This window comes from Flavobacterium piscis, assembly GCF_031457575.1.
GTDB classification, from domain to species: domain Bacteria; phylum Bacteroidota; class Bacteroidia; order Flavobacteriales; family Flavobacteriaceae; genus Flavobacterium; species Flavobacterium piscis_A.
This window is the reverse complement of record NZ_JAVDWQ010000002.1, coordinates 72,230-98,887: the sequence shown is the minus strand read 5'-3', so window position 1 is coordinate 98,887 and position 26,658 is coordinate 72,230. Positions and strand designations below refer to the sequence as shown.

The 26,658-nt window shown below is 33.4% G+C and carries 20 protein-coding genes; 8 read left to right on the top strand and 12 right to left on the bottom strand.

Annotation, left to right across the window (positions count from 1 at the left end; translation table 11 throughout):
• The first annotated feature begins 130 nt into the window (after window positions 1–130).
• From J2W48_RS03420 to trxB, 3 genes are all read left to right on the top strand, one after another.
• Window positions 131–2,128 (top strand): DEAD/DEAH box helicase, encoded by a 1,998-nt coding sequence (locus J2W48_RS03420; RefSeq protein ID WP_310278112.1) that lies wholly within the window; start codon window positions 131–133, stop codon window positions 2,126–2,128.
• Window positions 2,121–3,320: a GIY-YIG nuclease family protein gene (locus J2W48_RS03415; protein ID WP_310278109.1), complete on the top strand. Its 1,200-nt coding sequence runs from the start codon at window positions 2,121–2,123 to the stop codon at window positions 3,318–3,320. Before J2W48_RS03420 ends, J2W48_RS03415 begins: the two co-directional genes overlap by 8 nt.
• Before the next feature lie 517 nt (window positions 3,321–3,837).
• Entirely contained in the window at window positions 3,838–4,785 is a 948-nt protein-coding gene (trxB, locus tag J2W48_RS03410; protein ID WP_310278106.1) for a thioredoxin-disulfide reductase, read from the top strand.
• A 174-nt stretch (window positions 4,786–4,959) separates the two neighbouring features.
• On the opposite strand, the gene J2W48_RS03405 is transcribed toward trxB, so the two are convergent.
• The 5 genes from J2W48_RS03405 to J2W48_RS03385 form a co-directional block, all read right to left on the bottom strand.
• Window positions 4,960–5,793 carry a GIN domain-containing protein gene (locus tag J2W48_RS03405; protein WP_310278103.1) on the bottom strand — a complete coding sequence of 278 codons (834 nt, stop codon included), beginning with the start codon at window positions 5,791–5,793 and terminating at the stop codon, window positions 4,960–4,962.
• Window positions 5,794–5,884: 91 nt separating this feature from the next.
• Window positions 5,885–6,616, bottom strand: coding sequence for a head GIN domain-containing protein (locus J2W48_RS03400; RefSeq protein ID WP_310278100.1), 732 nt, complete (start codon window positions 6,614–6,616; stop codon window positions 5,885–5,887).
• Window positions 6,617–6,618: 2 nt separating this feature from the next.
• The gene (locus J2W48_RS03395; protein ID WP_310278097.1) at window positions 6,619–8,334 is read right to left on the bottom strand and encodes a PspC domain-containing protein; all 1,716 of its coding nucleotides are present in this window, start codon (window positions 8,332–8,334) and stop codon (window positions 6,619–6,621) included.
• A 3-nt stretch (window positions 8,335–8,337) separates the two neighbouring features.
• Entirely contained in the window at window positions 8,338–8,670 is a 333-nt protein-coding gene (locus J2W48_RS03390; protein ID WP_007804050.1) for a PadR family transcriptional regulator, read from the bottom strand.
• A gap of 193 nt (window positions 8,671–8,863) precedes the next feature.
• On the bottom strand, window positions 8,864–9,343 hold the full coding sequence (locus J2W48_RS03385) for a DUF4870 domain-containing protein (protein WP_310278093.1): 480 nt from the start codon (window positions 9,341–9,343) through the stop codon (window positions 8,864–8,866).
• 230 nt (window positions 9,344–9,573) lie between these two features.
• Here J2W48_RS03385 and J2W48_RS03380 point away from each other — a divergent pair, with 230 nt between their 5' ends.
• On the top strand, window positions 9,574–10,026 hold the full coding sequence (locus J2W48_RS03380; RefSeq protein WP_310278089.1) for a DUF4442 domain-containing protein: 453 nt from the start codon (window positions 9,574–9,576) through the stop codon (window positions 10,024–10,026).
• Window positions 10,027–10,197: 171 nt separating this feature from the next.
• Here the strand turns inward: J2W48_RS03380 and J2W48_RS03375 are convergent, their stop codons facing one another.
• The 7 genes from J2W48_RS03375 to J2W48_RS03345 all read right to left on the bottom strand — a co-directional run bounded on the left by J2W48_RS03375 (window position 10,198) and on the right by J2W48_RS03345 (window position 17,819).
• Entirely contained in the window at window positions 10,198–10,359 is a 162-nt protein-coding gene (locus J2W48_RS03375) for a hypothetical protein (RefSeq protein WP_310278086.1), read from the bottom strand.
• A gap of 106 nt (window positions 10,360–10,465) precedes the next feature.
• Window positions 10,466–12,703 (bottom strand): multicopper oxidase family protein, encoded by a 2,238-nt coding sequence (locus J2W48_RS03370; RefSeq protein ID WP_310278083.1) that lies wholly within the window; start codon window positions 12,701–12,703, stop codon window positions 10,466–10,468.
• Between the two features lie 8 nt (window positions 12,704–12,711).
• Window positions 12,712–15,246 (bottom strand): heavy metal translocating P-type ATPase, encoded by a 2,535-nt coding sequence (locus tag J2W48_RS03365; protein WP_310278080.1) that lies wholly within the window; start codon window positions 15,244–15,246, stop codon window positions 12,712–12,714.
• An 87-nt stretch (window positions 15,247–15,333) separates the two neighbouring features.
• Window positions 15,334–15,894, bottom strand: a complete 561-nt coding sequence (locus J2W48_RS03360; RefSeq protein ID WP_310278077.1) for a helix-turn-helix domain-containing protein — start codon at window positions 15,892–15,894, stop codon at window positions 15,334–15,336.
• Window positions 15,895–15,896: 2 nt separating this feature from the next.
• Complete coding sequence (locus J2W48_RS03355) at window positions 15,897–16,427, bottom strand: DUF3347 domain-containing protein (RefSeq protein WP_310278074.1); 531 nt, start codon at window positions 16,425–16,427, stop codon at window positions 15,897–15,899.
• Window positions 16,428–16,536: 109 nt separating this feature from the next.
• Window positions 16,537–16,917 (bottom strand): hypothetical protein, encoded by a 381-nt coding sequence (locus tag J2W48_RS03350; protein WP_310278071.1) that lies wholly within the window; start codon window positions 16,915–16,917, stop codon window positions 16,537–16,539.
• A gap of 68 nt (window positions 16,918–16,985) precedes the next feature.
• Window positions 16,986–17,819, bottom strand: a complete 834-nt coding sequence (locus J2W48_RS03345; RefSeq protein WP_310278068.1) for an AraC family transcriptional regulator — start codon at window positions 17,817–17,819, stop codon at window positions 16,986–16,988.
• A gap of 102 nt (window positions 17,820–17,921) precedes the next feature.
• Between J2W48_RS03345 and J2W48_RS03340 the strand changes: the two genes are divergently transcribed.
• From J2W48_RS03340 to J2W48_RS03325, 4 genes are all read left to right on the top strand, one after another.
• Window positions 17,922–19,088 (top strand): MFS transporter, encoded by a 1,167-nt coding sequence (locus J2W48_RS03340; protein WP_310278065.1) that lies wholly within the window; start codon window positions 17,922–17,924, stop codon window positions 19,086–19,088.
• Between the two features lie 809 nt (window positions 19,089–19,897).
• Window positions 19,898–23,137: a SusC/RagA family TonB-linked outer membrane protein gene (locus J2W48_RS03335; protein ID WP_310278062.1), complete on the top strand. Its 3,240-nt coding sequence runs from the start codon at window positions 19,898–19,900 to the stop codon at window positions 23,135–23,137.
• A gap of 17 nt (window positions 23,138–23,154) precedes the next feature.
• Window positions 23,155–24,951, top strand: coding sequence for a RagB/SusD family nutrient uptake outer membrane protein (locus J2W48_RS03330; protein ID WP_310278059.1), 1,797 nt, complete (start codon window positions 23,155–23,157; stop codon window positions 24,949–24,951).
• Between the two features lie 41 nt (window positions 24,952–24,992).
• Window positions 24,993–26,576, top strand: coding sequence for a DUF5123 domain-containing protein (locus J2W48_RS03325; protein WP_310278057.1), 1,584 nt, complete (start codon window positions 24,993–24,995; stop codon window positions 26,574–26,576).
• The last annotated feature ends 82 nt before the right edge of the window (window positions 26,577–26,658 follow it).

The window sequence follows — 26,658 nt, the reverse complement described above, 5'->3', positions numbered from 1 at the left end:
ACGCTCATCATTTTATGTGATAAAAAATAAAATTGACGAATTTAGGCAAGATTGAATAATTTCGATTAGACTTTAATACAAAAACAGAAAAACAATTAGCCTTTTTTTGGGCAAAATTATAGACACAGAAATGGAAGATAATAAAGCCAACAATTATATAAACCCGATCAATTTGGTTAATGTTACCTATGGTCAAACTGGTAAAAGTAAATCTACTAATGAATTGGGGATGCGTGAAATGCAAGCAAAAGCCTATGATTCACGAACAGCAAAATATCTATTATTAAAAGCGCCGCCTGCATCGGGAAAATCACGAGCTTTAATGTTTCTTGCATTGGACAAACTAATTAATCAAGGATTAAAAAAAGCTATTGTGGCAGTGCCAGAACGATCCATCGGAAATTCCTTTGCTCCGACAGAATTAAAAAAATACGGTTTTTATGCAGATTGGGAATTTCATCAAAAATATAATTTATGTTCTCCTGGAAGTGATAAGGCCAAAGTAAAAGCTTTTGCAGAATTCTTAAAATCCGATTCAAAAATATTAATTTGCACCCATGCTACTTTGCGTTTTGCTTTTGAACGTTTGCAAGAATCTGATTTCAATAATTGTTTACTTTCTATTGATGAATTTCATCACGTGTCGGCGGACGGAGATAATATTTTAGGAAATGTGATGCGAAATATAATGGCGAAATCTTCTGCTCACATAGTAGCAATGACAGGGTCTTATTTCCGCGGAGATAGTGTCCCAGTGCTCTTGCCGGAAGATGAAGAAAAATTCATTAAAGTCACTTATAACTATTACGATCAACTAAACGGTTACGAATATTTAAAGTCACTAGGAATCGGTTATCATTTTTATCAGGGGCGTTACTATAAAATACAACCTGAACGTAATATGTCAGCATTAGAAGAAATATTAAATGAAAATTTGAAAACAATTATTCATATTCCTAGTGTCAATTCAGCTGAGTCATCGGGGGATAAATTTGAAGAAGTAAATCATGTTATAGACTGTATTGGAGAATTAGAATATCAAGATACAGAAACAGGTGTTTTATTTGTAAAAAGCAAACGTTCAGGACGCATTTTGAAAATTGCAGATTTAGTCAATGACAATCAAAAGGAAAGGGATAAAATTGTTGCTTACTTACGTGGAGTAAAAACTCCCGAAGATATTGATATGATTATTGCCTTAGGTATGGCAAAAGAAGGTTTTGACTGGCCTTTTTGCCAGCATGCTTTAACAATTGGATACAGAGGTTCTCTAACAGAAATTATTCAGATTATTGGTCGTGCAACTCGCGATAGCAATAATAAGTCACATGCCCAATTTACCAATTTAATAGCTCAACCAGATGCTGTAGATGATGATGTCCGTTTGGCAGTAAACAATATGCTCAAAGCGATAACGGCCTCTTTATTGATGGAACAAGTATTAGCTCCGAACTTTAAGTTTAAACCAATGGAGGATATTGATAATGATGGAGAAGAAGAGGACTCAGATGTAAATACTATAAAAATAAGAGGTTTTAAAAAACCAACTTCACAAAGGGCAAAGGACATAATTGAAAGTGATTTAAATGACTTGAAAGCACGTATTCTTCAAGACGACACTATGCTAAAAGCTTTGCCAGGAAATTTGGAACCTGAAATAATAAACAGGGTACTTATTCCAAAAATAATTCGCGAAATTTACCCTGATTTAGCTGAAGATGACGTCGAGGCAATACGACAGTATGTAGTAGTAGATTCTGTAATTAAAAATAGTGAAGTGGAGGAACATGGGACTAAAAAATTTATACGAATGGCTGGAAGCTTTGTGAATATTGATGACATTCATATAGACTTAATAGATACTGTCAATCCTTTCCAGAAAGCGTTTGAAATTTTATCTAAAAATGTAACAACCTCTATCTTGAAATCAATTCAAGACACTATTAATATAACCAAAATTGAAATGACGGAAGAAGAAGCTATAGCTTCTTGGGAAGCGATTAAACGATGGAAAACAAACACAGGAAAAGCACCGGACATTAATTCTTATGATGCAAAAGAGCAACGATTAGCTCAAGCTTTATTAATTTTGCAAGAAGCAAAACGTAGAAAAATTCAAAATGGCTAAAAGTTTAGATGATATTTTTAATGATGATGATTTTGGTTTATTAGAATCAAAAGGAAAACAAAACTTTGTCCGAACCGACGAAGATCGTTTGATTGATTCTTTTGAGGAAATTAATCTATTTTTTGAAAAGAATAAAAGAGAGCCATCTACATCTTCGATGTCCGAATATTCTTTATGTTCACGACTGAAAGAATTTAAAAATAATGAGCGCAAGAAAAGTATTTTAAAAGCTTTTGATCGATTTAATTTATTAGGTGATGTTGAACTACAAATTGAATCCATTGATGATATTTTAAATGATGATTCTCTTGGTTTATTAGATGAAGTTGGAGATAATTCTATTTTTGAATTTAAATACACTCCTAAAGGACCTAGTAGAGCTAACGCTGATTATATTGCACAACGAAAGTCTATGTCTGAGCGAGAATTTAAGAAATATGAAATCATGTTTCAAGAGGTTCACAAAGATTTAAAAGCTGGAAAACGAAAACTACTTGATTTTTCTAATGCAGAAAATAATCTGATTGAGGGAAATTTCTATTTAGTAGATGGAATACTGGCTTATCTTGAAGTTTCTAATGCTGAAAGGACTTTAATGGAAATTAAAACGGGCGATAGGATGCGTATAGAAGGACGAACAGTTACAATATTTGAAAACGGAACTGTTTCAAACATGTTATTTAGATCGTTAGGTAAAGCCATTCAAAAAAACGGAAAAATTATTACAAACAGAGATAAAGACATGGACAATCAATTACAGCAAAATTTTGGTGCAGTTGGTGAAGAGGATATACAAAGTGGCTGGATTTACATTTTAAAATCGAAATCAGGAAACCCAGAAATCAAAAAAATAGAACATCTTTATAAAATAGGATTTTCTAAAAACCCAATAAAAGAGCGAATAAAAAATGCTTCAAATGAAGCTACATATTTATTTGCAGATGTAGAAATTATTGCCTCTTACAACTGTTATAGTTTAAATGTAAAAGCTTTTGAAAACCTGTTGCACCGTTTTTTTGCTGAGGCATGTTTGAATATTGATTTATATGATAAATCTGGAAATAGATTTATACCTAGAGAATGGTTTAAAGTTCCTTTAACAGTTATAGATGAAGTGATTGAATTGATATTAAATCAGAATATAGTTAACTACAAATATGACTTTACGATGACAAAGATTATTTTAAAATAAAACTTAATCCTATAATCTGAAAGATCAGTGTACTTGTCCACTATTTGATGTTTCGCAGCGTGCCATAACTGCTTATCAATATATATAGAAAAAATATAGTCAAAGACAACAGTTTATCCAATTTACGACATTAGTAATTCGAGACGATGATTATTAATATCTTGTATTATATTGACATTTTTAATATATTTACATTTATTAAAGTACATTGACTGATTGCGATTAAATTGATCAAGGAAACAAACGGCTACAAAGGTAAGTCATTATAAATGAGACCTATTCGGCTACCCTTTTTGGAAGAATACTTGAGAACACCCATAAAATCAACGAATTAAGGAATAGGCAGGTCGTCCTGCCACCCCGACAAAAATCCTTTTTGTATTTACAGAAAGGATTTTTTTATTTCTGCTATATTCGTTATTCTCTATTTTGGAATAGCAAAAACTGATTAGTTGAGTTCTTTTTTCCAACAATAAAAACTTATTTTTGCACCGTCAATTATTAATACAATCATACTATGTCAGATACTATCGAAAAAATTAAATGCCTAATTATTGGTTCTGGTCCGGCGGGTTATACTGCCGCTATTTATGCTGCCAGAGCAAATATGAATCCAGTTTTATACCAGGGAATGCAGCCGGGAGGTCAGTTGACAACGACAAATGAAGTTGAAAATTTTCCGGGTTATGTTGATGGTGTGACTGGTCCAGAAATGATGATTCAATTGCAAGAACAATCAAAACGTTTTGGAGCAGATATTCGTGATGGATGGGCTACAAAAGTAGATTTTTCAGGAGATATTCATAAAGTCTGGATCAATGATACAATCGAGTTGCACTGTGAAACGGTTATTATTTCTACAGGTGCTTCAGCTAAATATTTGGGATTGCCTTCTGAACAGCATTATTTGCAAATGGGTGGAGGAGTTTCGGCTTGTGCTGTTTGTGACGGATTTTTCTACCGTAATCAGGAAGTTGTAATTGTAGGAGCAGGAGATTCTGCCTGTGAAGAAGCACATTACTTGTCTAAACTTTGTAAAAAAGTAACGATGTTGGTAAGAAGTGAAAAATTCAGGGCTTCAAAAATCATGGAAGAGCGCGTTCGTAAAACGGAGAACATCGAGATTTTAATGAACCATGATACAGTTGAAGTTTTAGGTGATGGAAATGTAGTGCATGCCATTAAAGCATTAAATAAAACTACTGCAGATGTTATTGAGATTCCTGCAACAGGATTTTTCGTAGCTATTGGACATAAACCAAATACTGATATTTTTAAAGATTACATTGCACTTGATGAAACAGGATACATAATAAATGTTCCGGGAACTTCAAAAACAAATATAGAAGGTGTGTTTGTAGCCGGTGATGCTGCAGATCATGTGTATCGTCAGGCAATTACTGCTGCGGGTACTGGTTGTATGGCTGCTTTGGATGCTGAACGTTATTTAGCGGCTAAAGAGTAAAGATTTAGTTTCAGGTTTTTCTTTGTTTGAAGTTTCAAGTTGTTGGAGCATAAATCTTAGAAGTTCATAAATAAAAAAATCCATTCGTATTAAGAATGGATTTTTTTATTTATTGAAACCTGAAACCTGAAACCTGAAACCTGAAACCTGAAACCTGAAACCTGAAACCTGAAACTACTTAATTTTCTTAAATAGTTTTGCTTCTTCACTAAAACGGGTAAGTTCTATTTTTGGTTTTCCTAAAAGTGAAATCTCTGCTTTGTCACCTATGGCCAGTGAAATTGATATTTCTGCAAAAACACTTCCGGCAGCATAACTTTCTGCAGTAACATTTGCTTCTTTTAAAGTGAATTTTGTTCCTGTGAAAATGGAATTATTATCCAGACGAATTGTAGCCTTTTCAGCGATTCCTTCAAGGGCTGCTGTTGCTTTTTGATACAAATCACATTTAAATTTAATTGCTGACACCAATGATTTTATGGAAGAACTTTTACTTAATTGTAAACTCGCATCTTCAGCTTTTAAGTTTATCTCAGATTTTGATTTATCATCAGCAATTAATTTGAATTTCTTAGCATTGACATTCAAAAATAATTTTGAAAAATCAACACTGTTAAAAGTGATATCATCCAATAACAATTCCTGAATAGCGTAAATTTTTGCTTCATTTTTGGCTGTGACTTTTGTCAGGGACTTGGTGTATGTAACATGAACTGCTAATTTTTTAAAAATGGTAGATTCCTTTGAAGTGTATAAACGCAATACTTTATCTCTCAAATCCATCCCAACGATGTCATGCAGGTTATCATCAGCTTCAATTTTGATTTCATTTTTTTCTCCACGTTCCAGATAAATTTCCAGATTGTCTTCAGCTTCAATTGCATCAAAATCACCAACTTCTTTCAGTGATGTGGTAACGATTTTTGTTCCTTTTATCTTTTCTCTTTTTTGAGCAAATGTAAATGTAGTAAAAAGTAATAATAGGAGTAAGGCAGTATTCTTTTTCATTAATTCTAAATTTGATTTTAGACAAATATAAAAAAATCATCCACTTTTGATGAATGATTTTTTAATATTTTAAGAATCAGGGTGAAAGTTTTTATCCCTGACTAATACTGCCACCTGAGTTTGATTTTTTTTCTATAGTTTTTGGTGACCCTTCATAATTGATGCTTGCTCCACTGCTTGCTTCCGCTTTTAAACTAATAATCGGATGAATGTTTGTAGAAGCCCCGCTTGATGCATCAGAATCAATTTCGTTTGCTTTTAAATTTTTAGCATCAATAGTACTTCCGCTTGAAGCATCCGTTTTTAATTTTAGTGCTTTACCTTCGATATTTATTGTACTTCCACTGCTGGCTTTACATATGACTACATCAGACTCTGTATTTATATTTATACTGGCGGCACTAGATGCCTGTAAATCTATTTTCTCTCCTGTAATAATATTTTTATTTTTTACAGTAGAAGCACTGGATGCTTCGAGTTTGTCAATAACGGGCATTTTTACAGTTACTCTCTTGGTAACATCGTTAAACGAACTGTATTTGCATTTAATTATCAGGGTCCCGTTTTCAACTTTTGTTGTAATTTCTTTTTGTAAATTATCATCGGCTTCCACAATAACTTCAGTAGAATCAGATTGTTCAATAACCAAATCAATAGCATTGCTTACTGATACATTTTTAAAATCTCCCTGAACAATTCTTTTTTCAGTAGTAACATTTCCACTGCCTTCAATTGAGTTCATGTTAAAATTACAGGAAGCAAACAATAATGCAGTGATAGTGGCAATTATAAATTTTGTAATGTGAATGATTATTTTTATCATGATTAATTAATTTTGATTATGACTCCGTTTTTATCTGTGGTTAAGCGTCCTGAACTTTTTTTACTGTTAAGAACTTCTTTTCCGTTTATTTTAATCGAAACTTCTTTTACTGTATCATTGTCAATATTATTTTCTTCTTCCGCATCTTCATTTTCTTCTGCCGGACAATTAAGACATTTAACTTTTGAACCTTCTACTTTATAATTGTAATTACCATTAAAGTGTAAGCTGAAAAAATTATCATCTGAGTCGTCATAATCCTCAACAGAAGCGTCTGGTTTAAATAATTGTCCTTCTGGTAAGTACAAATATACTTCAACTTCCTGGCCTCTGAATTTGTTTTTTATGTCTGTAAGAAAATAATTATCCAAAATTAATTGATTTCCTCGAATTTCAATGTTATAATTTATTTTTTCTGCTCTTTTTTTCGCGGCAGTAAATGAATTTCCTCTTGCACTTTTTTCTATCTGTATGTAAGGTGCATTTTCATCAGTATGTAAAACGCGCAAACGTACATTTGTAGAGTAGATTACCTGATTGTTGGCAGAATCCTGAACAAATTCAAATTCTCTATGGTGATTAAGATCTTTAGCAAAATAATCATTGTATTTAAACTTTACAAAAAGTGTATCGGTTGGCAGAATACTGATTGTTTTTTTCTCCACCATTTTATTATCGTATGATACTTCAGTTGCTTGTTTAATTCCAATGCTAATGGCAATTGTAATAGCTATAATCCAAATCGCCAACAAAGTATATTTAGCAATGTTTCCTATTGATTTCATATTAGGAGCTAATAATTTAAAACCTAAAAGTGTCATAAAGAAAAACGGAATCCCAACAGCTAAGAACATTAACAAACCAAATGACCAGATAGGATATTCTGTAAAGTTTCCGGCTTCAACGAAGTTTTGCCAGGGAAAATCAATAAAAATATTTGTTCCTAAAGTAAATACGCCAATCAGTAAAAAGAATAAAACTGTAATTCCTCCAATAATTAAAATAACACCTAAAAGTTTAGCAAAAATTTTAAACCCCGTCATGATAAAGTCTCCTACTGAACTACTTATTTTCTCAGCTCCCGACTTTACCTGGTTTCCCATTGCATCATAATCAGCATTTTTAAATTTATCTGATAAAGACTCAATTTCCTCACGAACCTTTTTCTCAATATTCGAAATGGTTACCGGTTCACCGGTCATTTCCAGTTTTTCTGATGTTGTAACCGCTTCAGGAGTTACTACCCATAAAACAAAATACGCTAAAATACCTGTTCCAAAACCTGCAAAAACAAATATTAAAAATACAATTTTGATCCATACAGCCTCAATTCCAAAATAGTGCCCTAATCCAGTTGCAACACCACCAATCATACCTTTTTCTTTATCACGGTATAATTTTTTGTGTTTTCTGGTACCATATTCACTAAAAGATTTATTTGATTTTTCTTCGTCTTCAATGATATAATCTTCGGGTTGTCCCATTACCACAATTACTTCATCAACATCTTTCAGTCCAACAACATGCTTTTCGCTTTTTTGTTTTTCATTTAATAGTTCTGAAACACGCATTTCGATATCTTTAATAATTTCATCTTGTCCGGATGAGCTATTCAATGATCGTTTTATAGCGTCAAAATAGCGCGTCAATTTTAAATATGCATCTTCATCGATGTGAAAAAACATACCGCCTAAGTTAATATTTACTGTTTTGTTCATGACTTATTGATTTTGATTGGTGATTAGTTTTACGGCGTCTGATAATTCAGTCCAGGTACCGTTTAATTCGTTTAAAAATGTTTGTCCTATTTCGGTTAATCCATAATATTTTCGTGGTGGTCCTGAAGTAGATTCTTCCCAGCGATAATTAAGCAAACCGTCGTTTTTCAGCCTGGTCAGAAGAGGATAAACTGTTCCCTCAACAACTAGTAATTTTGCGTTTTTCAAAGTGTCTAATATCTCAGATGTATAAGCGTCTTTTTCTTTTAATACAGATAAGATGCAAAACTCAAGAACACCTTTGCGCATCTGTGCTTTTGTGTTTTCAATGTTCATAATTTCATTTTGTTTTTTTTTGATTGAACAATTCGTTTTTTGATTGATGATGATGATTGATGATTGATTGTTTTCAGGAGCTGTTTCCTGCCATTCGCTGTATCTTTTTCTGTCTAAAGAAGCCAGAAAAAGGATGCCGCTTCTGTCAGGGCTGGGGCTCTTGGAAAATCTATAACTTTTAATTTTATAAGATTTACTTAATAAAAGGAATCGTCATTGGATATTTGTATAATTCTCCGTTCGACGTTTTTATAGAAGCGTAAATCACTAAAAAGAATTCAACTACTTTTAACAACCCAAAAAGCACGACAGCAGTTGCTCCAATACTTAATAAGCCAATGTTTCCTTCAAAGTTGAAATTTCTGATTACATAGTTGTCATTATAAAGAATAGCTTCTATTGGTATGTTTTTCAAAAGGACAGCTACAAAAATCGGAATTGCAATTAAAGCTAAGATCAAGGTGTAAAGCAATAGGCTTAGCTGAAAATTCAAGGTCTGTTTCCCGTGGTGATTTACAAATTCTGATTTGTCTTTTTGACTCGTCCAGATTAAAATAGGAAAGATATAATTCCCAAACGGAATGATATACTGACTCAATGTGCTTAAATGCGTAAACGTTGCTGTGTTTTTTTCTGTTGTGTTTTCCATGATGAGTGGTGTTATTGTTTCCATGATTAAAAGTATATAGTAATTTCTTATGCAAATATATATCTAAAAGACAGTATCTTGTTTTACATAGTACTAAATATTAACAAAATTTTAACAAGTTTAAGATTTTGTTTTAGCTTTAAAATAATCAAAAAATAATGCTAATGCCTTGTTTCACTGAGTTTTTCCGGAAAATCGCCAGGATTTATTGTGCGCGCATAGTTTTTTTGTATTTTTACATAAAAAAGTAAATTATGGCAATTTCAGTTTCCAAACTCAATAAATTTGTATTATTCAAATTACCATCGGCTTTTATTTGCGGTGTACGCGTTAAAGCAATTGATGAAAACAGTTGTACGGTAACTGTAAAACACCGCTGGATTAACCAAAACCCGTTCAATTCGATGTATTTTGCTGTTCAGGCAATGGCGGCAGAATTAACTACCGGGGCATTGGTAATCGCAAAAATTGAGCAAAGCGGAAGAAAGATTTCGATGTTGGTAGCCAACAATAAAGGAAACTTCACTAAAAAAGCAACCGGAAGAATAACGTTTGTTTGCAACGACGGACATTTAATTGCCGAAGCTATTCAGCAAACAATTGCAACAGGCGAGGGTCAAACCTTCTGGATGAAATCTATAGGAACTGACGAAAAAGGAGTTCAGGTTTCTGAAATGGATTTTGAATGGAGTATTCGTTTGAAGTAAAACTATAAAGGTTTTTTGCCACGAATTTTACGAATTTTCGCAAATTACTTTATATTGGAAAATTTGTAAAAATTCGTGACTTAAAAATGATATTACAAAAAAAGAGGCTTTCAGAGAGAAGTGTTTTGGGTTTTTAAAAGACAGCCTCTTTTGTATTGAAATAAGTGTTGCTTATTTTTTAACGCAACATGATTTTTTGTCTTTTTTTGCTGTATCCGTTTTTTTACAACATGATTCTTTTTTATCCTTTTCTTTTTTGGCAGGTTTGGTTTCTTGAGCCTGCGTACCAATTGTAAATAAGGCAATTGCTAAAATGGTAAATAATTTTTTCATTTTTATAAAATTTAATTGTTGTTTGTTAAAAATTGAATTAAGAATAATAAGTCAAATATAATAAGATTTCACTTTTGAGATTCTGAACTTTGAGTTAAAAATAAATTTAATAATTCAAGTTAACTCCAAAACCAACTCCCATGTCGCTGTCATAATGCGTAGTAATTCCGAAATTTCTACCCGCTATATATTTTAAACCCGCCATATATTCTTTATCGGTATTCCACATTAAGTTCATTCGCAACCGTCTGGAAAGCGGAATATCTTTTCTTTCAAATTGGAGTCTTACATTACCATCGGTATAAACTTCAACTTGTGCTTTTACAAGCATAGGCAAAGTGTATTCGAGACCAGCACTAAAAACAGAACGATTGTCTTTGGTGTTAGATTGACCAAAAAGATTTTTTTCCTGTTCGTCCATTCCCATTTTTCGATATCGCCAGTCAAAACCTATAAAAGGCATAAACCACTGCATTTTTCCAATATAACGCCCAATATGGGTTTCAGTTTCATAACCATGTTTGTCGTTATAACCCAATCTCCATTCCGTACTAATGCTCCAGCGTGTGTTGCTGAACATAGCTTCTCCATCGTTTCCGTTTGTAGCAAAATCGTTTTCTGCCATAAAATGAAACATTCGATCATCCATTTTGAGCATTTTGTAGGCCATTTCAGGATCATGAATTAACGGATTTGGAGCTGAATTTTCGTAACTAAAAATACGTCCCATTCCCGCCATCATGTGATATAAAATGTGGCAATGAAAAAACCAGTCACCATCAGCATTCGCCTGAAATTCTATAGTGTCAGTCTCCATTGGCATGATATCAATAACATTTTTCAGGGGAGAATAATCACCATGTTCATTCAAAACCCTAAAATCATGTCCGTGCAAATGCATCGGGTGGCGCATCATCGATCCGTTGTACATTATAATCCGAACATTTTCTCCTTTTTTGATTAAAATTTTATCCGTTTCAGAGATTACTTTATTGTCTAAACTCCAAACATATCGATTCATGTTTCCGGATAATTCAAAGCGTAATTCTTTTACCGGGGCATCTTTTGGCAGCGTTGTTTTGGTTGGCGATTTTAGCATTCCGTAATTCAGGGTTATGATTTCAGCAACTTCTGTAGTATCGGTTGACATTTTCATGTTTTCCATGTTATGATTAGAATGATCTCCAACTTTGACAGATTCATCTTCTCCGGAAATTTCAGGATACATTACAGCATTCATGTCCATTTTATTCAATGACATATTCATACCCATATCGTTCATTTCACCGTTCATTTTCATCATGCCGTTCATCATCTTCATTCCTTCAAAATATTTTAATTTCGATAGATGGGCAACAGGCTGTTTTACGCCACCGCCTAAAAATAAAGAAGCTGATCCTGTTCTGTCTTCAGCTGTAGCCAAAAAAGCAAATGATTTTTTATCTTCGGGAACTGTAACTACAACATCATAAGTTTCAGAAACGGCAATAATCAGGCGATTTACTTCTACAGGTTCAACATCATTTCCATCGCTGGCAACAACCGTTATTTTTCCGCCACCATAAGTCAGCCAGAAATAACTTGAAGCGCCTCCGTTTGCAATTCGCAGTCTGACTTTATCACCCGCTTTAAATTGCGAAAGCTGATTTTCATTTTTTCCGTTAATTAAGAATTTCTCATAATAAACATCACTCACATCCATGGCATTCATACGTTTCCATTCGTTGGTGACTTTAGTTGAAAAGTGATCTTTTTTAATTGCCTCGGCATAACTTTGTGTTGTTCCTTTTTTTATCGAAAACCAATCGTTGGCATTATGCAGCATTCGTTGGATATTCTCTGGTTTCAAATCGGTCCATTCACTCAAAATAACCGGAACTGTTGGTAAGTCATCAATTCCTTTTCTGAAAGTTAAATCGTCTTTCTTTTTATTGATAATGAAAAGTCCGTACAAACCTATTTGCTCCTGTAAACCCGAATGGCTGTGGTACCAATACGTTCCGTTCTGGATAATTGGAAAACTATATTTGTGTGTTGTTCCCGGTTTAATTGGCATCTGGGTTAAATACGGAACACCGTCTTCTTTATTCGGCAAAAATAATCCATGCCAATGCATTGCGGTATTTTCTTTTTTTAATTCATTGTGCACATAAATTTCTGCAATATCGCCTTCAGTAAAAGTTAATGTTGGCATCGGAATTTGGCCGTTAACGGTAAGGGCGCGTTTTTCTTTTCCGGAAAAATTGACAATGGTGTCCCGAACGTATAAATCGTAACGAACTACTTTTTGGGCATTTACAGTAAAGGCTATCAAAAAGACAATAAGAATAGTATGTAGTTTCATAATGATTTTTAAAGGTTTAGATTTCGTAATCGCAAAGCATTTACAATTACTGAAACGGAACTCAAACTCATTGCCAGGGCAGCCAACATCGGCGAAAGCAAAATCCCGAATGCAGGATATAATATTCCTGCGGCAATTGGAACACCTAAAACATTGTATATAAAAGCAAAAAACAGATTTTGTTTGATGTTTTTCATTACAGAATAACTTAGTTTTTTAGCTTTTACAATTCCGTTTAAGTCTCCTTTTACGAGTGTAATTTTGGCACTTTCAATGGCGACATCAGTTCCCGTTCCCATGGCAATTCCTATATTTGCCTGAGCCAATGCAGGGGCATCATTGATTCCGTCACCGGCCATGGCTACAATTTTACCTTCAGCTTGCAAGCGTTGAATTTCTTTCAGTTTATTTTCAGGAAGACAATCTGCTTTAAACGAACTTAAATGCAAATGCTCGGCAACAGCTTTTGCAGTATTGCCATTATCTCCCGTTAGCATAATCACTTCAACACCCTGATCAATTAAATCTTTGATGGCTTTTGCACTGTTTTCTTTTATAGCATCTGTAATAGTTACATAACCTAAAACGATATTATCTACAGCGATATAAGAAACGGTTTTGCCTAGATTTTGTTCTGCAATAATTCTATTTTCAATATCCTCTGAGGTCGAAGCACCAACCAGGTTCATTAATTTCTTATTTCCTAATGCAACTTTTGTGTTATTTACAGTTCCAATAACTCCTTTTCCGGCAACGGCTTCAAAGTCCGGAACTTCAATTAAAACTTGATTTTTAGCTTTAGCAAAATTGACAACAGACTGGGCCAATGGATGTTCGCTATGTTGATTTAATGAAGCAATCTTTTGTAATAAAACATTTTCATCATTATTAACAGCATAAATTTTTTCTACAGATGGTTTTCCTTCGGTAATGGTTCCGGTTTTATCGGTAATTAAAACATCTATTTTGTTCATAGTTTCCAACACTTCGGCATTTTTTATCAGGATACCGAATTGCGCTCCTTTGCCTACGCCCACCATTACCGACATTGGAGTGGCTAATCCTAAAGCACAAGGGCAAGCTATAATCAAAACCGCAATGGCATTAATTAATCCATAAACATAGGCGGGTTCCGGACCAAATTGTGCCCAAACAATAAAAGTTAGTATAGAGATGATGACAACAGTTGGAACAAAATATTTGGCTACCCGATCAGCTAATTTTTGAATGGGGGCTCTCGAACGGCTTGCATCATTTACCATTTGTATAATTTGCGAAAGCAAGGTTTCTGAACCCACTTTTTCAGCAATCATTATAAATGAATTGATGCTGTTTATAGTTCCTGAAATTACTGCATCACCAGCTTTTTTATCAACCGGAATGGGTTCTCCGGTAATCATTGCCTCGTCAATACTACTCTCTCCGGTAGTAATTTTTCCGTCAACAGGGATTTTTTCTCCTGGTTTTACACGTAATAAATCACCTTTTTTTATGTTGTGAATCGAAATCACTTTGTCATTTCCGTTTTCGACCAAAGTAGCTTCAGTAGGAGCAAGTTTTAATAATTCTTTTATAGCTCCATTGGTTTGTCCGTGAGCTTTAGCTTCTAATAGTTGTCCTAATAAAACCAAAGTTAGAATTACCGTTGCGGCTTCAAAGTAAAGATGGATAGATCCGTGATGAGATTTAAATTCGGATGGAAAAATATCAGGAAAGAACATTCCGGCGATACTAAATAAAAAGGCAACACTTGTACCAATCCCAATAAGGGTAAACATGTTTAAATTCCATGTGACGATTGATTTCCAGGCACGAACAAAAAACATCCAGCCTGCATAAAAAAGTACCGGAATTGAAAATAAGAATTGTACCCAATTCCAGCTTTGAATGGACATGATTTTATAGAGAGGATTATTTGGAATCATTTCTGACATCGAAATAATAAAAATCGGAAGCGTAAATAATACCGCAATCTTCATTTTCTTTAATAAATCAATGTAGGTTTTATTTTCTTCAGATTCTGAAGCTTGCATTGGTATCAGATCCATGCCGCAAATGGGGCAATCACCAGGTTTATTCGAAATGATTTCCGGATGCATCGGACAAGTAAATTGTGTAGCATTTATGGCAGCTTGTGGCACTAAATCCATTCCGCAGACAGGACAATCTCCCGGTTTGTCATATGTTTTATCGCCTTCGCAATGCATTGGACAATAAAAAACACCAGCAGTATTGTGATTTACAGTTGCTTCTTTTTTATGATGATGTTCTTCGGGATTCTCTTTCTTCTGGCTTGAACAGCAGGATTTAACGGCAATTTCTGCAGTATTTTTAGAAGAAGTCATCTCAATAGCATAATTTCCGGCTTCGGATAAGATTTCCTGAAATTTTTCAGTCGGAATATGTTTTTCCATTGTTATAGTCGCCAACGGAGGGCTTAAAGTCACTTCGGCCTGAATTCCTTCAATCGTATTTAAAGTTTTTTCAACTTTTTTACGACAACCATCACACGACATTCCTGAAATTATATATTGATGAGTCATTGTCTTATCTTTTTTAAGTATTACAATGCAAATTTCCGAAGTAACAATTACTTCGGATTGTATAATTTTGTAAATGATTTGTAAGATTTACAAATTTTCGATCTGAATACGGTTTTTGTCCTTCAACTGTTTAAAAGAAGTAGGAGTAAAACCTGTAATTTTCTTGAATTGATTGCTCAAATGTGCCACATTGCTATAGTTTAACATATCGGCAATTTCGCTTAATGAAAGTTCATTGTAAATTAATAGCTCTTTTACCTTTTCTATTTTCTGATTGATAAAATATTTTTCGATAGTCGTTTTTTCAATTTCTGAAAAAAGATTGCTTAATGAATTATAATCCTGGTTGAGGTTTTTAGCTAAATAATCGGATAAGTTGGTTTTAAGTTCGTTGTTTTTATGATGAACCAAATCGATAATAAGCGTTTTTATTTTTTCGATTGCTTTGCTTCTTTTATCATCAATTAAATCAAATCCTAAAGAATGAAGATTTTTAAGTAATATTATTTTTTGGCTTTCAGTAATTTCTTCTTGTAATTCAACTTCACCCAATTCAACAGAAATAGTGTGAAGTCCGAGTTTCTCAAACTCAGACTTCACAACCATTTTACATCTGCCGCATACCATGTTCTTGATATAAAGCGTCATATTTATTTGATAGTTTCTACCACATTTCCACAAGTCAGCATCGAAGAACCGTAATACGGATTCTTAACTGCTTTTTCTTTGCTTAACCAGTCAGCATCTGCCATTGGGCAATATTGTTTGTAGACAACCTGATTTGATTTTGAAATTTTAATTAATTCGTAAGTGTTTTTTGAAAGAGATTTAAAAGTCTCACGCTGTTTTTTAAGATCTGTAGTTGCTGAAATGCTTTTTGTATCTGCAGTCAGTTTTTTCATGACTTTCATCCACGCTGTATGTTCGTCGCTTTTTAGTTCGTCCATTTTTACGGCACTAATTGCTGCCAGTAAATCTTTGGCTTTCGCAGAAGTTAATTTGCTGTCACTTTTAATAAGCGCATCTTTTACAGTAAAATAGGCGTCATAAACGCTTTGCAGCTGACTTGAATCCAGAATTTCTATTGTTGTTCTTTCTGTTTTTACTGAATTTGCCTGAATTAAATTTGTAGAAAATACTATTGCGATTATCGCTGCTATTGTTGCTATTGAATTTTTCATTTTGTGTGTTTTTAGAAAAGGAATTTCGATTTTCCTTTGAGTTGTTTAATTGAAATTTAAAATAAATGGTTCTCAAAAGACCCATTTATGGCTGTCACAAATACAATTATTATATTTTTGGTTTTAGCCAAATTGAAGTAAAGCCATCAGAAATGTTGGTTTCACTATAATAAGATATAAGTTTTTCTATTGAAAAATAGAAAACTCTATTTTGAAGATCAAACTCATCTGCTAGAATAGTAAATTGAAAAGATGAGGTCGTACAATTGATGTGATTGCATTTTCCATCGCAAGCATGTTTTTCTTTTTTGGAATCAGAAGCTTTCTTGCAACAGTCTTTTTTGCAACAATCTTTTTCTTTGTTTTCTGAAGTGATTTCTTTTTTATGAGAAGTTTTTCCACCATTATTTCCACATGCAAAACCAGAACTTGGAATCAAAAAGAAACCAATAGTTAAGAAGATAAATAATATGTAGACTTGTGTTTTCAAGAAATTTTTTTTGAAATACAAATTTAGAGAAAAATAACGAGCTCAAATTTTTTTTAAGATTTTCATAACTAAAGCCTTTTGAAATCTGTTGGATTCATCTTTCTTCGTTTTTTGAAATAATTAGACAGATGGCTTTCATCAGTAAAACCAAATTCATAAGCAATTTGTTTGACCGGTAACTGATCGTTTTGGAAACGCTTTTCTATTAATGTCGTTCTTAAATTATGAATATAGTCGCGATAACTTATAGCAAAAGTCCTTTTGAAATAAGCACTAAAATATGTTTGAGCAATATTAAAATGATTTGCAATCATTTTTATCTGAACTAATTTGGGCTGATAAATATTCTGATGTATGTAAGAAGTAATTTGCTCTTGGTCAATAGAATTTCCTTTTACAACAAGATTCATCCCACGCATCGTTTCTTTTATCAATCCAAAAATAGAAAGGATTTGATAAAACACAATTGGCGAGTTCGAAACATCGGTTTTGCAATTATATTCCGAAATGTTTTCAATAGTATTCTTTAAAATTATTTTACACGGATCATCTAATTTTAAAACAGTTTCCTTGAGTGTTTTATCACGCATGAAACTTTCCGGAGTATGAATTAAAAATTCATCACAAGTAAGATTCTGTTTCGAATTAAAATAACTATCTGTGAATTTGATGTAGAAAAAACGAGTACTTTTTTTAATGTCAAAATAATGCTCGTCGTCTGGCGAAATCACAAATAAATCCCCTGATTTATAAGGTAATAAATTGTTGTTTAAATGATGAATACCGTTTCCCTTTTTTATATAAATGATTTCATAATAGGTGTGAGTATGAGGCGGAAGATGAAATTTTTCATCTTCGAATTCATGAATAAGAAGTGTTTCAAACTGATTTAATTTTGTCATAGCTTAAATATACAAGTTTATATCGTAAATATACAACTAAGTTTTTGTAAAGCTAACTTAAATTTGCGTCATAGAAAGTCATATTCCTTTCTTGAAAATCAAATGAAAAAAAGTCTTATTGCACTCTCATTAGGAGGTTTAACAATCGGAATAACCGAATTTGTTATGATGGGTTTGTTGCCTGATATTGCATCAGATATGAAAGTTACAATTCCGGTAGCAGGCTATTTAATTTCGGCTTATGCTTTAGGTGTTGTTATTGGTGCACCTTTATTAGTAATTGTAGGCAGAAATTATGCGCCTAAAAAGATGCTTCTGATTTTAGCATTGATGTTAACGGTTTTTAATGCACTGTCTATCATTGCACCCAACTATAATTTTTTATTCGCTTCCAGGTTTTTATCCGGATTGCCCCATGGTGCTTTTTTTGGCGTAGGAGCAGTAGTTGCAAGCCGTTTGGCTGACAAAGGGAAAGAAGCACAGGCAATTGCGATTATGTTTTCGGGATTAACTTTGGCTAATTTAATAGGTGTGCCAATTGGTACATATATAGGTCATCATTTTATTTGGCGTTATACTTTTGTATTGATTGGGATTGTAGGTTTACTAACCTTATTGTTTATCTATTTATGGATGCCAAATCTGAAGAAAAGCGGAAATGTAAATATGAAAACACAATTGTTATTCTTTAAGAAAACAGAAGCCTGGTTGATTATCGGAATTACGGCTATTGGATTTGGAGGATTGTTTGCCTGGATTAGTTATATCGCTCCGTTGCTGATAAATGTTTCTAAATTTTCGCCAGAAGATGTTTCCTATATTCTTATTTTAGCTGGATTAGGAATGGTTGTTGGAAATTTTGCAGGTGGTAAATTAGCAGATAGATTTTCTCCTGCACCAACAACATTAGCTCTATTGTTTATAATGTCTGTTGATTTAATTTTGGTTTACTTTTTCTCTTACAATCAATATGTTTCTTTGTTTTTAACTTTCCTGACTGGTTGTATTTCGTTTTCGGTTATTGCACCTATCCAAATGCTGATGATTAAAACCGCTGTTGGCGCTGAGATGATAGCTTCTGCATCGCTTCAGGGAAGTTTTAATATCGGAAATGCATTGGGGGCTTTTTTAGGAGGTTTGCCGTTGGCTGCCGGATATAGTTTTGCTTCCCCTAATCTTATAGGTGTTGGAATGTCGGTTGTTGGAATGGGGATTACTTTACTCTTAATGCAAAAACATAAGTCTATATTGCAGTTGAAGCATATTTAAAACTATATTTTAAAAATAATAAGCCCAACCATTGGGTTAATTCAAAACAAGAGTCAGGATAAGTGGAGCCGAAGCCTTTTCGAAGTAAAAAACTTTCTACTAAGTTTATCCTGAGCGAAGACAAATGGACTCAGGTGAAGTATAAATAGGCTTTACTCAATTAAACCTACTGTTTTGATATCAAATAAGAGTTTTAATTAATACCCCAACGGGTAATAGGCCCTTAAGCATATATAATTGTTTAAGGGCTTTCTTTTTTATAATTTAAAACTTTCATAAAGAATAACTTCTGTGTCACAGCTGTTGCTTGAAAAATATAAAATCAAATTCGTAATATTTCAATTAAGATTGTTCTGTTATATTTTATAGGGTATTATAAAGAAATTACTTTATTTTTTAAATTTTATCGGCGATTATGAAAAAATCAATAGATTGTGTAATCGATTGATTTTTTTATAAAAAGCAAAAGTATCTTTAAAAAATAAAAGAATATTTGTTATTTTTTTGAGGTTAAAATTATAGATGTCATAGAAAAACTGAATATAATTTTTAATATGTAATTTTTTTTATGAAATTTTTGGGAAATTTTATTTTTTATTTAGATTTTTTTTTTATGTTTGTGTAATCGATTACACTTTCTTTTTTTAATTTAAAAAAATCAATTTTATTAATGTTTTCAAGGGGTTATAGAAAACAGATTTAATTTCAAATAGAAAAAAAACATTATTTTAAAGTTATTTAAGAAGGAAAATGTAATTAAGACCACAAAAAAACTTAAAAACAATTAATAATTAAACTAAACACTAACTATGAATTTTAAAGATTTACTTAATAAAAGAGCAAATTATTGCTTTGCATTTGTTTTCTTATTGTGTTTGCTCTCCAGCAATCAGGTAAGTGCACAGGATACAACATTAGAGGGTGTCGTTAAGGATGCTTCGGGTTTGACTTTGCCGGGTGTAAATGTATTGGAGAAAGGTACTAAAAATGGCGTGTCTACTGATTTTGACGGAAAATATAAATTAAAACTTTCAAACTCAAAAGCAATTGTGGAATTTTCCTTTATTGGATTTACAACTCAATCTGTTCCGGTGGCGGGTAAAAAAACAATTAATGTTGTTTTAGCAGAAGAAGCAAATGCTTTAAATGAGGTAGTGGTAATTGGGTATGGGACTGTTAAGAAGTCTGATTTAACCGGAGCTGTCTCAACTATCTCAGGGAATGATTTGAAAAAAGTTCCGGTAGCAAATGTTGCTGAGGCATTAACAGGTAGAATTGCCGGTGTACAGGTAACATCTTCAGAAGGTTCTCCAGATGCCGATATAAGAATTAGAGTGCGTGGAGGAGGTTCCCTTACTCAGGATGCTTCACCATTAATTATTGTTGATGGTTTTCCTGTGAACAGTATGAATGATATTTCTTCGTCTGATATCGATTCCATGACAGTTTTAAAAGATGCTTCTTCTACTGCAATTTATGGATCTCGTGGTGCAAATGGAGTAATTTTAATTACTACAAAAAGTGGTAAAGATGGTAAAATGTCTGTAAGTTTTAATATGTTTTACGGTATGAAGACTATGGCCAAGCAAATTGATGTTTTGTCGCCGGAAGATTATACTAAATGGCAATATGAATATGCTTTGCTTTCTCAAACTGGAACTAAAGTGGCTTCTAATCCAACTTCTTATACTAAATATTTTGGAAACTGGCAAGATCAGGATATATACAAAGGTTTAAAAGGAGACAATTGGCAAAAACAAATTTTTGGACGTACAGGAGAAGTTCAAAGTCGTGATTTAGGGATAAGAGGAGGAAACGATAAGTTGAATTATAATTTCAATTACGCTCATTTTGATGAAAAAGCCATAATGATAGGTTCAAATTATAAAAGAAATAACCTGTCTATGGCATTAAAAAGTAAAATAACAGATAGGATTGATGCCGGATTTACGATACGTTATTCTGATACTGAAATTAATGGTGGTGGAGTAAATGAGCAAAATGAAAAATCTTCATCAGATTCACGTATGCGTACAATTGTGGGTTACTCTCCAGTTCCGGTTCCTGGTTTGACGTCAGCAACAGATGATACAAATGAAGGTGACTTAATGGTAAATCCTTTTGCATCTGTTTATGATAATGATCGTCAGCAGTTTCGTAAAAACTTTAATATGTTAGGTAGTTTTGGATGGGAACTTATAGATAATTTAAAATTGAAAGTAGATTTAGGTTTAGATAATTTTAATAATTTGGACTATCGTTTTTATGGATTGACTACATACTATATTGATAATGCGCCTCTTGGGGTTAATCAAGGTATGCCTGCTATGATTATGACAGATACCAAAGACAGACGTTTTAGAAACGCTAACACATTGAATTATGATTTCAAAAAAGTAATGGGTGAGGATCATCACTTGTCTGCCCTTTTAGGACAAGAGAGTATTACTTATAATTCAAACTCAGTAACAACAACTATTCATGGTTATCCGACATTTTTTGATTTTAATAAAGCAAAAACATTAACAACACAGGGTAAACCACAGGCAGTAGATAATTATTACAATCCGGATGATAAATTATTGTCATTTTTTGGACGTGTAAATTATGATTACAAAAATCGTTATTTATTAACTGGTACGTTTCGTGCTGACGGATCCAGTAAATTTTTAAAACAAAATCGTTGGGGATATTTCCCTGCAGTAGCAGCAGGATGGAAAATGTCTGAAGAAAGTTTTCTGAAAAATGTTTCCTGGTTAGATCTTCTTAAAGTTAGAGCAAGTTATGGTGAAGCGGGTAATAACAATATACCTGTAGGGCAGCAAGTCCAGACTTTTCAATCGACAACAACAACGTGGATTAATGGAGTTGAAAGTATATGGGCACCTTCAAAAATAATGCCTAATCCTGATTTAAAATGGGAAACTACAGTTACAAGAAACTTTGGTTTAGATTTTGGTTTTTTTAAAAACCGTATAAATGGTACTTTAGATTATTACAATAATACGACAAGTGACTTATTAATAAATTTCCTGACAGGCGGAACAGGATATGATTCTCAATTCCGTAATATGGGTGAAACACAAAACAAAGGATTTGAAGCGACGATAAACGTAATCGCTCTGGAAAGAGAGAAATACGGATTGAGCTTTTCATTTAATATGGGAATTAATAAAAACCGTATTAACTCATTGGGTATAATGGATGACTTTGGAACTAATACAGGTTGGGCTTCTACACAAATCGGAGCTGATTATTTGGTGGCAGTGGGATCTTCATTGGGAACTATGTATGGCTACCAAAATGATGGTCGATATGAAGTATCTGATTTTGATTGGGATGGTACAAAATATACTTTAAAAAGTGGTGTAGCAGATGCTACTGGTATTGTTTCGTCCAGTGCTATTCAGCCAGGGTATATGAAATTGAAAGATATAACCGGAGATGGTAAGGTGGATGCAAATGATCAGACTGTAATCGGAAATGTAAATCCTAAAAGTACGGGTGGATTTGTTATTAATGGAAATGCTTATGGATTTGATTTAATGGCAGCGTTTAACTGGAGCGTTGGAAATGACGTATATAATGCTGATAAAATTGAATTCTCAACAGCTATTCCTGGTGCAGGACAATACAAAAATTTAAATACAATTATGGCAGACGGAAGCAGATGGACGAATCTAGATCCTGATTCAGGTCAATTGGTAACTGATCCTGCAGCATTAACAGCTTTAAATGCAAACACTACTATGTGGTCTCCCTACATGAGAAGTGCAGTATTTAGCGATTGGGCTGTTGAAGATGCATCGTTTCTGAGATTAAATACATTAACATTAGGATACACAACTCCTGAATCATTCACATCTAAAATGGGAATTTCCAAGTTGAGGTTTTATTTAACGGCAAATAATGTTTTTGTATGGACAAATTATTCAGGTTCTGATCCGGAAGTTTCAACCAGAAGAAAAAATCCACTTACACCTGGGGTTGATTCAAGTCCTTATCCAAGAAGCAGACAAATGGTTTTTGGGATGAATCTTAATTTCTAATTTTAAATTATTACAAAATGAAACATAAAATAATAATAGCAGGACTGATCATATCTGGTTTATTCAGTTCTTGTCAACAATTTGAAGACGATTATTTAGAGGCACCTGCAGAATCATCGTTAGATGCGTCTGTGATTTTTTCTACGGCCGGACTTGCAAAAGGGGCTATTGATGGAATAAAAGTACCATTTGCTGAAACTAACTCATATAGGGGGCGTTTTTTGCCATATTACGGTTTAAATACAGATGTGGAATGGTATAATACTTCACAAAGTCCTGGAGATAAGGCGGATTTGTGTGTTTATGATGCAAAACCTAATAATACAGAAATGAATACGGCTAATAATGCTTATTCAATGATGTTTTCAGGAATAGAACGTGCTAACATCTGTATCAAGGGTATACGTCAGTATGGGAATCCTTTGCCAGGAACAGAAATGGGACAGTTATTAGGAGAGGCTTTGACATTAAGAGCTATTTATTATGCTGATTTGCTTAAAGCATGGGGAGATGTTCCTGCTCGTTTTGAACCTATTAATAATGAAACCTTGTATTTACCTAAAACAAATCGTGATGTTATTTATAAACAACTGATTGCTGATTTAGGAGAGGCATCAAATTTGGTTGCCTGGCCAAATGAAACCGCTTACACAAGTACTGTTGAACACGTAAATAAAGCTTTTGTAAAAGCATTTAGAGCACGTTTAGCAATGGTAGCCAGTGGATATCAACAATATCCTGAAGGTGGCGTGAGAAGAAGTAATGATCCGGAACTTTCAGTAGCTAATATGTATGCATTGGCATTAAAAGAAGTTCGTGATGTTATTCAGAGTGGTTCAGCAAAATTAGAACCAACTTTTGAAGGATTATGGAGAAAATACAATCAGGAAAATACTAATGCTGGTGGAGAATCATTGTGGGAGCTTCCTTTTGCTGATGGGCGTGGAAGAATGTTGTTTACTTTTGCAGTAAGACATACTTCTGCTATTGACCAATTTCAAGCTAATGGAGCTAACCGTGGGGGTGTAGCAGGTCCGCTGCCATTTGTTTTTTATGACTATGACCAAACAGATTCACGTAGAGATGTGACTTGCGTTCCTTATAAATATGGTGCAGCAGTAAATCAAATCGCGAAACAAGAATTGAATACTTTAGATACATGGTATTTTGGTAAATATCGCTACGATTGGATGATACGCAGAGTTACTTCTACTAATGATGATGGTGTTAATAAAATGTACATGCGTTATGCCGAAGTACTTTTAATTGCTGCGGAAGCTGCGAATGAACTGGAAGGGCCTGCAGCTGCAGCACCTTATTTGAAAGAAATTAGAAGAAGGGCTTTCCCTGCATCGGCTCATGCTGTAAAAGTAGATGTTTATGTAAATGCTCTAACAGATAAGCAGGCAATGCTGAATGCTATTGTTGAAGAAAATAAATATGAATTTACCGGAGAAATGGAGCGTAAGCAGGCACTTATTCGTTGGAATTTGCTTAAAGTAAAATTGGATGAGGCAAAAGTTAAAATGACTGATTTGAAAGCACGTTCCGGAGAATATGCCGATGTACCATCTACTTTATATTTTAAATATGGAGCTGACAATGTTTCACTAATTGTATATGGTTTAAACCGTGGTGAAAGTGTAAATCCCGGAGCTGATTATACTTCCGTTGCCTGGAATAAATTAGAGGATACTAAAATCAGTTCACTTTACAAAGTTGGGTCAAATCCTGATAACAGACAGTTTTGGCCAATCTGGCAAGTGTTTATAGATAATAGTAATAACTTGATATTTAACGATTACGGATATTAATAGCGAATTAGAAAAAATATAAATCATAAGAATCATTAATTATGAAAGTAAAATATATAATAAAAGGTCTGGTTGCTTCTTTTTTGGTTGTAGTACTTGGGACGAGTTGTGATAGTTACAACGAGGCTTTATTAGACGGAATTGGAAATAGCAGAGTGTTTTCTCCTGTGAATGTTAAGGCAACTGTTAGAAATCAAACATCAGTTGAATTGAATTGGACTGTAAACGAACAAGCAGATCATTATGTGGTAGAATTTAGCGCAGACGACCCGAATTTTTCTACGATTTTTAAAACCGTAGAAGTAACTGGAGCTGAATTACCAGTGCAGGTTGTTCTAGAAGGAGAAACACTTTATTCTATAAGAGTTAAGGCAGTTAGTGCTTCAGGTTTAGAAAGTTCAAAATGGACTGTGGTTACTGCAAATACTTTGTCAGAACAACTTTTCTTAGCTGTGCAAGATGGTGATATAGCTTCTAAAGAGGCTACTTTAAGATGGGTTGCTAATAGCAGTGTAACACAAATTGTATTGATACCTGGAGATATTACACATATTATTACAGCGGAAGAAAAAATTAGTGGTATTGCTACCGTTAAAGGCTTAAGCCCGGAAACAAACTATCAGGCAAATTTATTTAACAACACTAAGAAAAGAGGCGCTCTTGCATTTACAACAGGTATTGATATTGGAGATGGTATTTTAGTGAAAAATACAGAGGATTTATTAGAAGTAATAGAAAACGCTGATTCAGGTGCACAATTATTTCTAGAATCGGGTGATTACAAATCGTTTGGAGCTGATGGAGTAACTCCAAGTACTGATATGATATTAAAAAAATCCATTACTATTAGCGCTATTCCAGGAAAAGCTAAACCGGTTTTGCATTATAAAATTACTGCAAATGCAGGAACAAATAATATTTCGCTTTTAAATTTAGATTTAGATGGTTCAGGTATTACTAATGCTAGTGTAATAACAATAGGTACATCTGGTTCAAATTATGGTGACTTTTTAATAAGTGGGTGCATAGTTCATGATTATACTCGTTCATTATTGTCTGCAAGTACAGCTACAGGCTCAAAAGTAAAATCATTAACTGTTGATAATAGTATTGTTAAAAATGTAAATACTAATATCGGCGCAGACTTTATAGATTTTAGAAATAGTTATGTGGCTGATATTGTTCTTAAAAATAGTACATTTGATACCTGTTCTACTGGACGTGATTTTGTTAGAACTGATGCTGCTGCTGGGCTAACTGGAACTGGGTTAACTACTAATGTGTTAATAGACAGTTGTACTTTGTATAAGGTTTCTGATACTGCTGCGCCAAAAAGAATATTGTATGTTCGATTTGGTTCAAATACATCTATTGTAAGAAATACTTTGATTACATCAACTACAGCTATTTATACAAACCAGTCACTTACAATAACACCAACTTTTACTAATAATTATTATTTTGGTGCACCGAGCTTTCAGGATGCTACTATTGCAAGTAATAAAGTAGATGCCTCAGGAACTACTCTTGATCCACAATTTGTTAATGCTGCATCAGGTGATTTTACAATCAAAAATCAAACTATGATTGATGATAAAATAGGAGATCCTCGTTGGATTAACTAAGGTTTTTTATAAAACATTTGTTGGTTAAAAGGCATGCTGAATTTAAATATTTTTGCATGCCTTTTTAGTTAAGATGAAATTT

Coding starts and splice junctions, on each gene's coding strand:
- J2W48_RS03405 (WP_310278103.1), bottom strand. CDS start 5,793: ATGAAAAAGAATACTGCCTTACTCCTATTATTACTTTTTACTACATTT.
- J2W48_RS03420 (WP_310278112.1), top strand. CDS start 131: ATGGAAGATAATAAAGCCAACAATTATATAAACCCGATCAATTTGGTT.
- J2W48_RS03375 (WP_310278086.1), bottom strand. CDS start 10,359: ATGAAAAAATTATTTACCATTTTAGCAATTGCCTTATTTACAATTGGT.
- J2W48_RS03380 (WP_310278089.1), top strand. CDS start 9,574: ATGGCAATTTCAGTTTCCAAACTCAATAAATTTGTATTATTCAAATTA.
- J2W48_RS03340 (WP_310278065.1), top strand. CDS start 17,922: ATGAAAAAAAGTCTTATTGCACTCTCATTAGGAGGTTTAACAATCGGA.
- J2W48_RS03385 (WP_310278093.1), bottom strand. CDS start 9,343: ATGGAAACAATAACACCACTCATCATGGAAAACACAACAGAAAAAAAC.
- J2W48_RS03395 (WP_310278097.1), bottom strand. CDS start 8,334: ATGAACAAAACAGTAAATATTAACTTAGGCGGTATGTTTTTTCACATC.
- J2W48_RS03415 (WP_310278109.1), top strand. CDS start 2,121: ATGGCTAAAAGTTTAGATGATATTTTTAATGATGATGATTTTGGTTTA.
- trxB (WP_310278106.1), top strand. CDS start 3,838: ATGTCAGATACTATCGAAAAAATTAAATGCCTAATTATTGGTTCTGGT.
- J2W48_RS03335 (WP_310278062.1), top strand. CDS start 19,898: ATGAATTTTAAAGATTTACTTAATAAAAGAGCAAATTATTGCTTTGCA.
- J2W48_RS03355 (WP_310278074.1), bottom strand. CDS start 16,427: ATGAAAAATTCAATAGCAACAATAGCAGCGATAATCGCAATAGTATTT.
- J2W48_RS03345 (WP_310278068.1), bottom strand. CDS start 17,819: ATGACAAAATTAAATCAGTTTGAAACACTTCTTATTCATGAATTCGAA.
- J2W48_RS03370 (WP_310278083.1), bottom strand. CDS start 12,703: ATGAAACTACATACTATTCTTATTGTCTTTTTGATAGCCTTTACTGTA.
- J2W48_RS03365 (WP_310278080.1), bottom strand. CDS start 15,246: ATGACTCATCAATATATAATTTCAGGAATGTCGTGTGATGGTTGTCGT.
- J2W48_RS03400 (WP_310278100.1), bottom strand. CDS start 6,616: ATGATAAAAATAATCATTCACATTACAAAATTTATAATTGCCACTATC.
- J2W48_RS03330 (WP_310278059.1), top strand. CDS start 23,155: ATGAAACATAAAATAATAATAGCAGGACTGATCATATCTGGTTTATTC.
- J2W48_RS03390 (WP_007804050.1), bottom strand. CDS start 8,670: ATGAACATTGAAAACACAAAAGCACAGATGCGCAAAGGTGTTCTTGAG.
- J2W48_RS03325 (WP_310278057.1), top strand. CDS start 24,993: ATGAAAGTAAAATATATAATAAAAGGTCTGGTTGCTTCTTTTTTGGTT.
- J2W48_RS03360 (WP_310278077.1), bottom strand. CDS start 15,894: ATGACGCTTTATATCAAGAACATGGTATGCGGCAGATGTAAAATGGTT.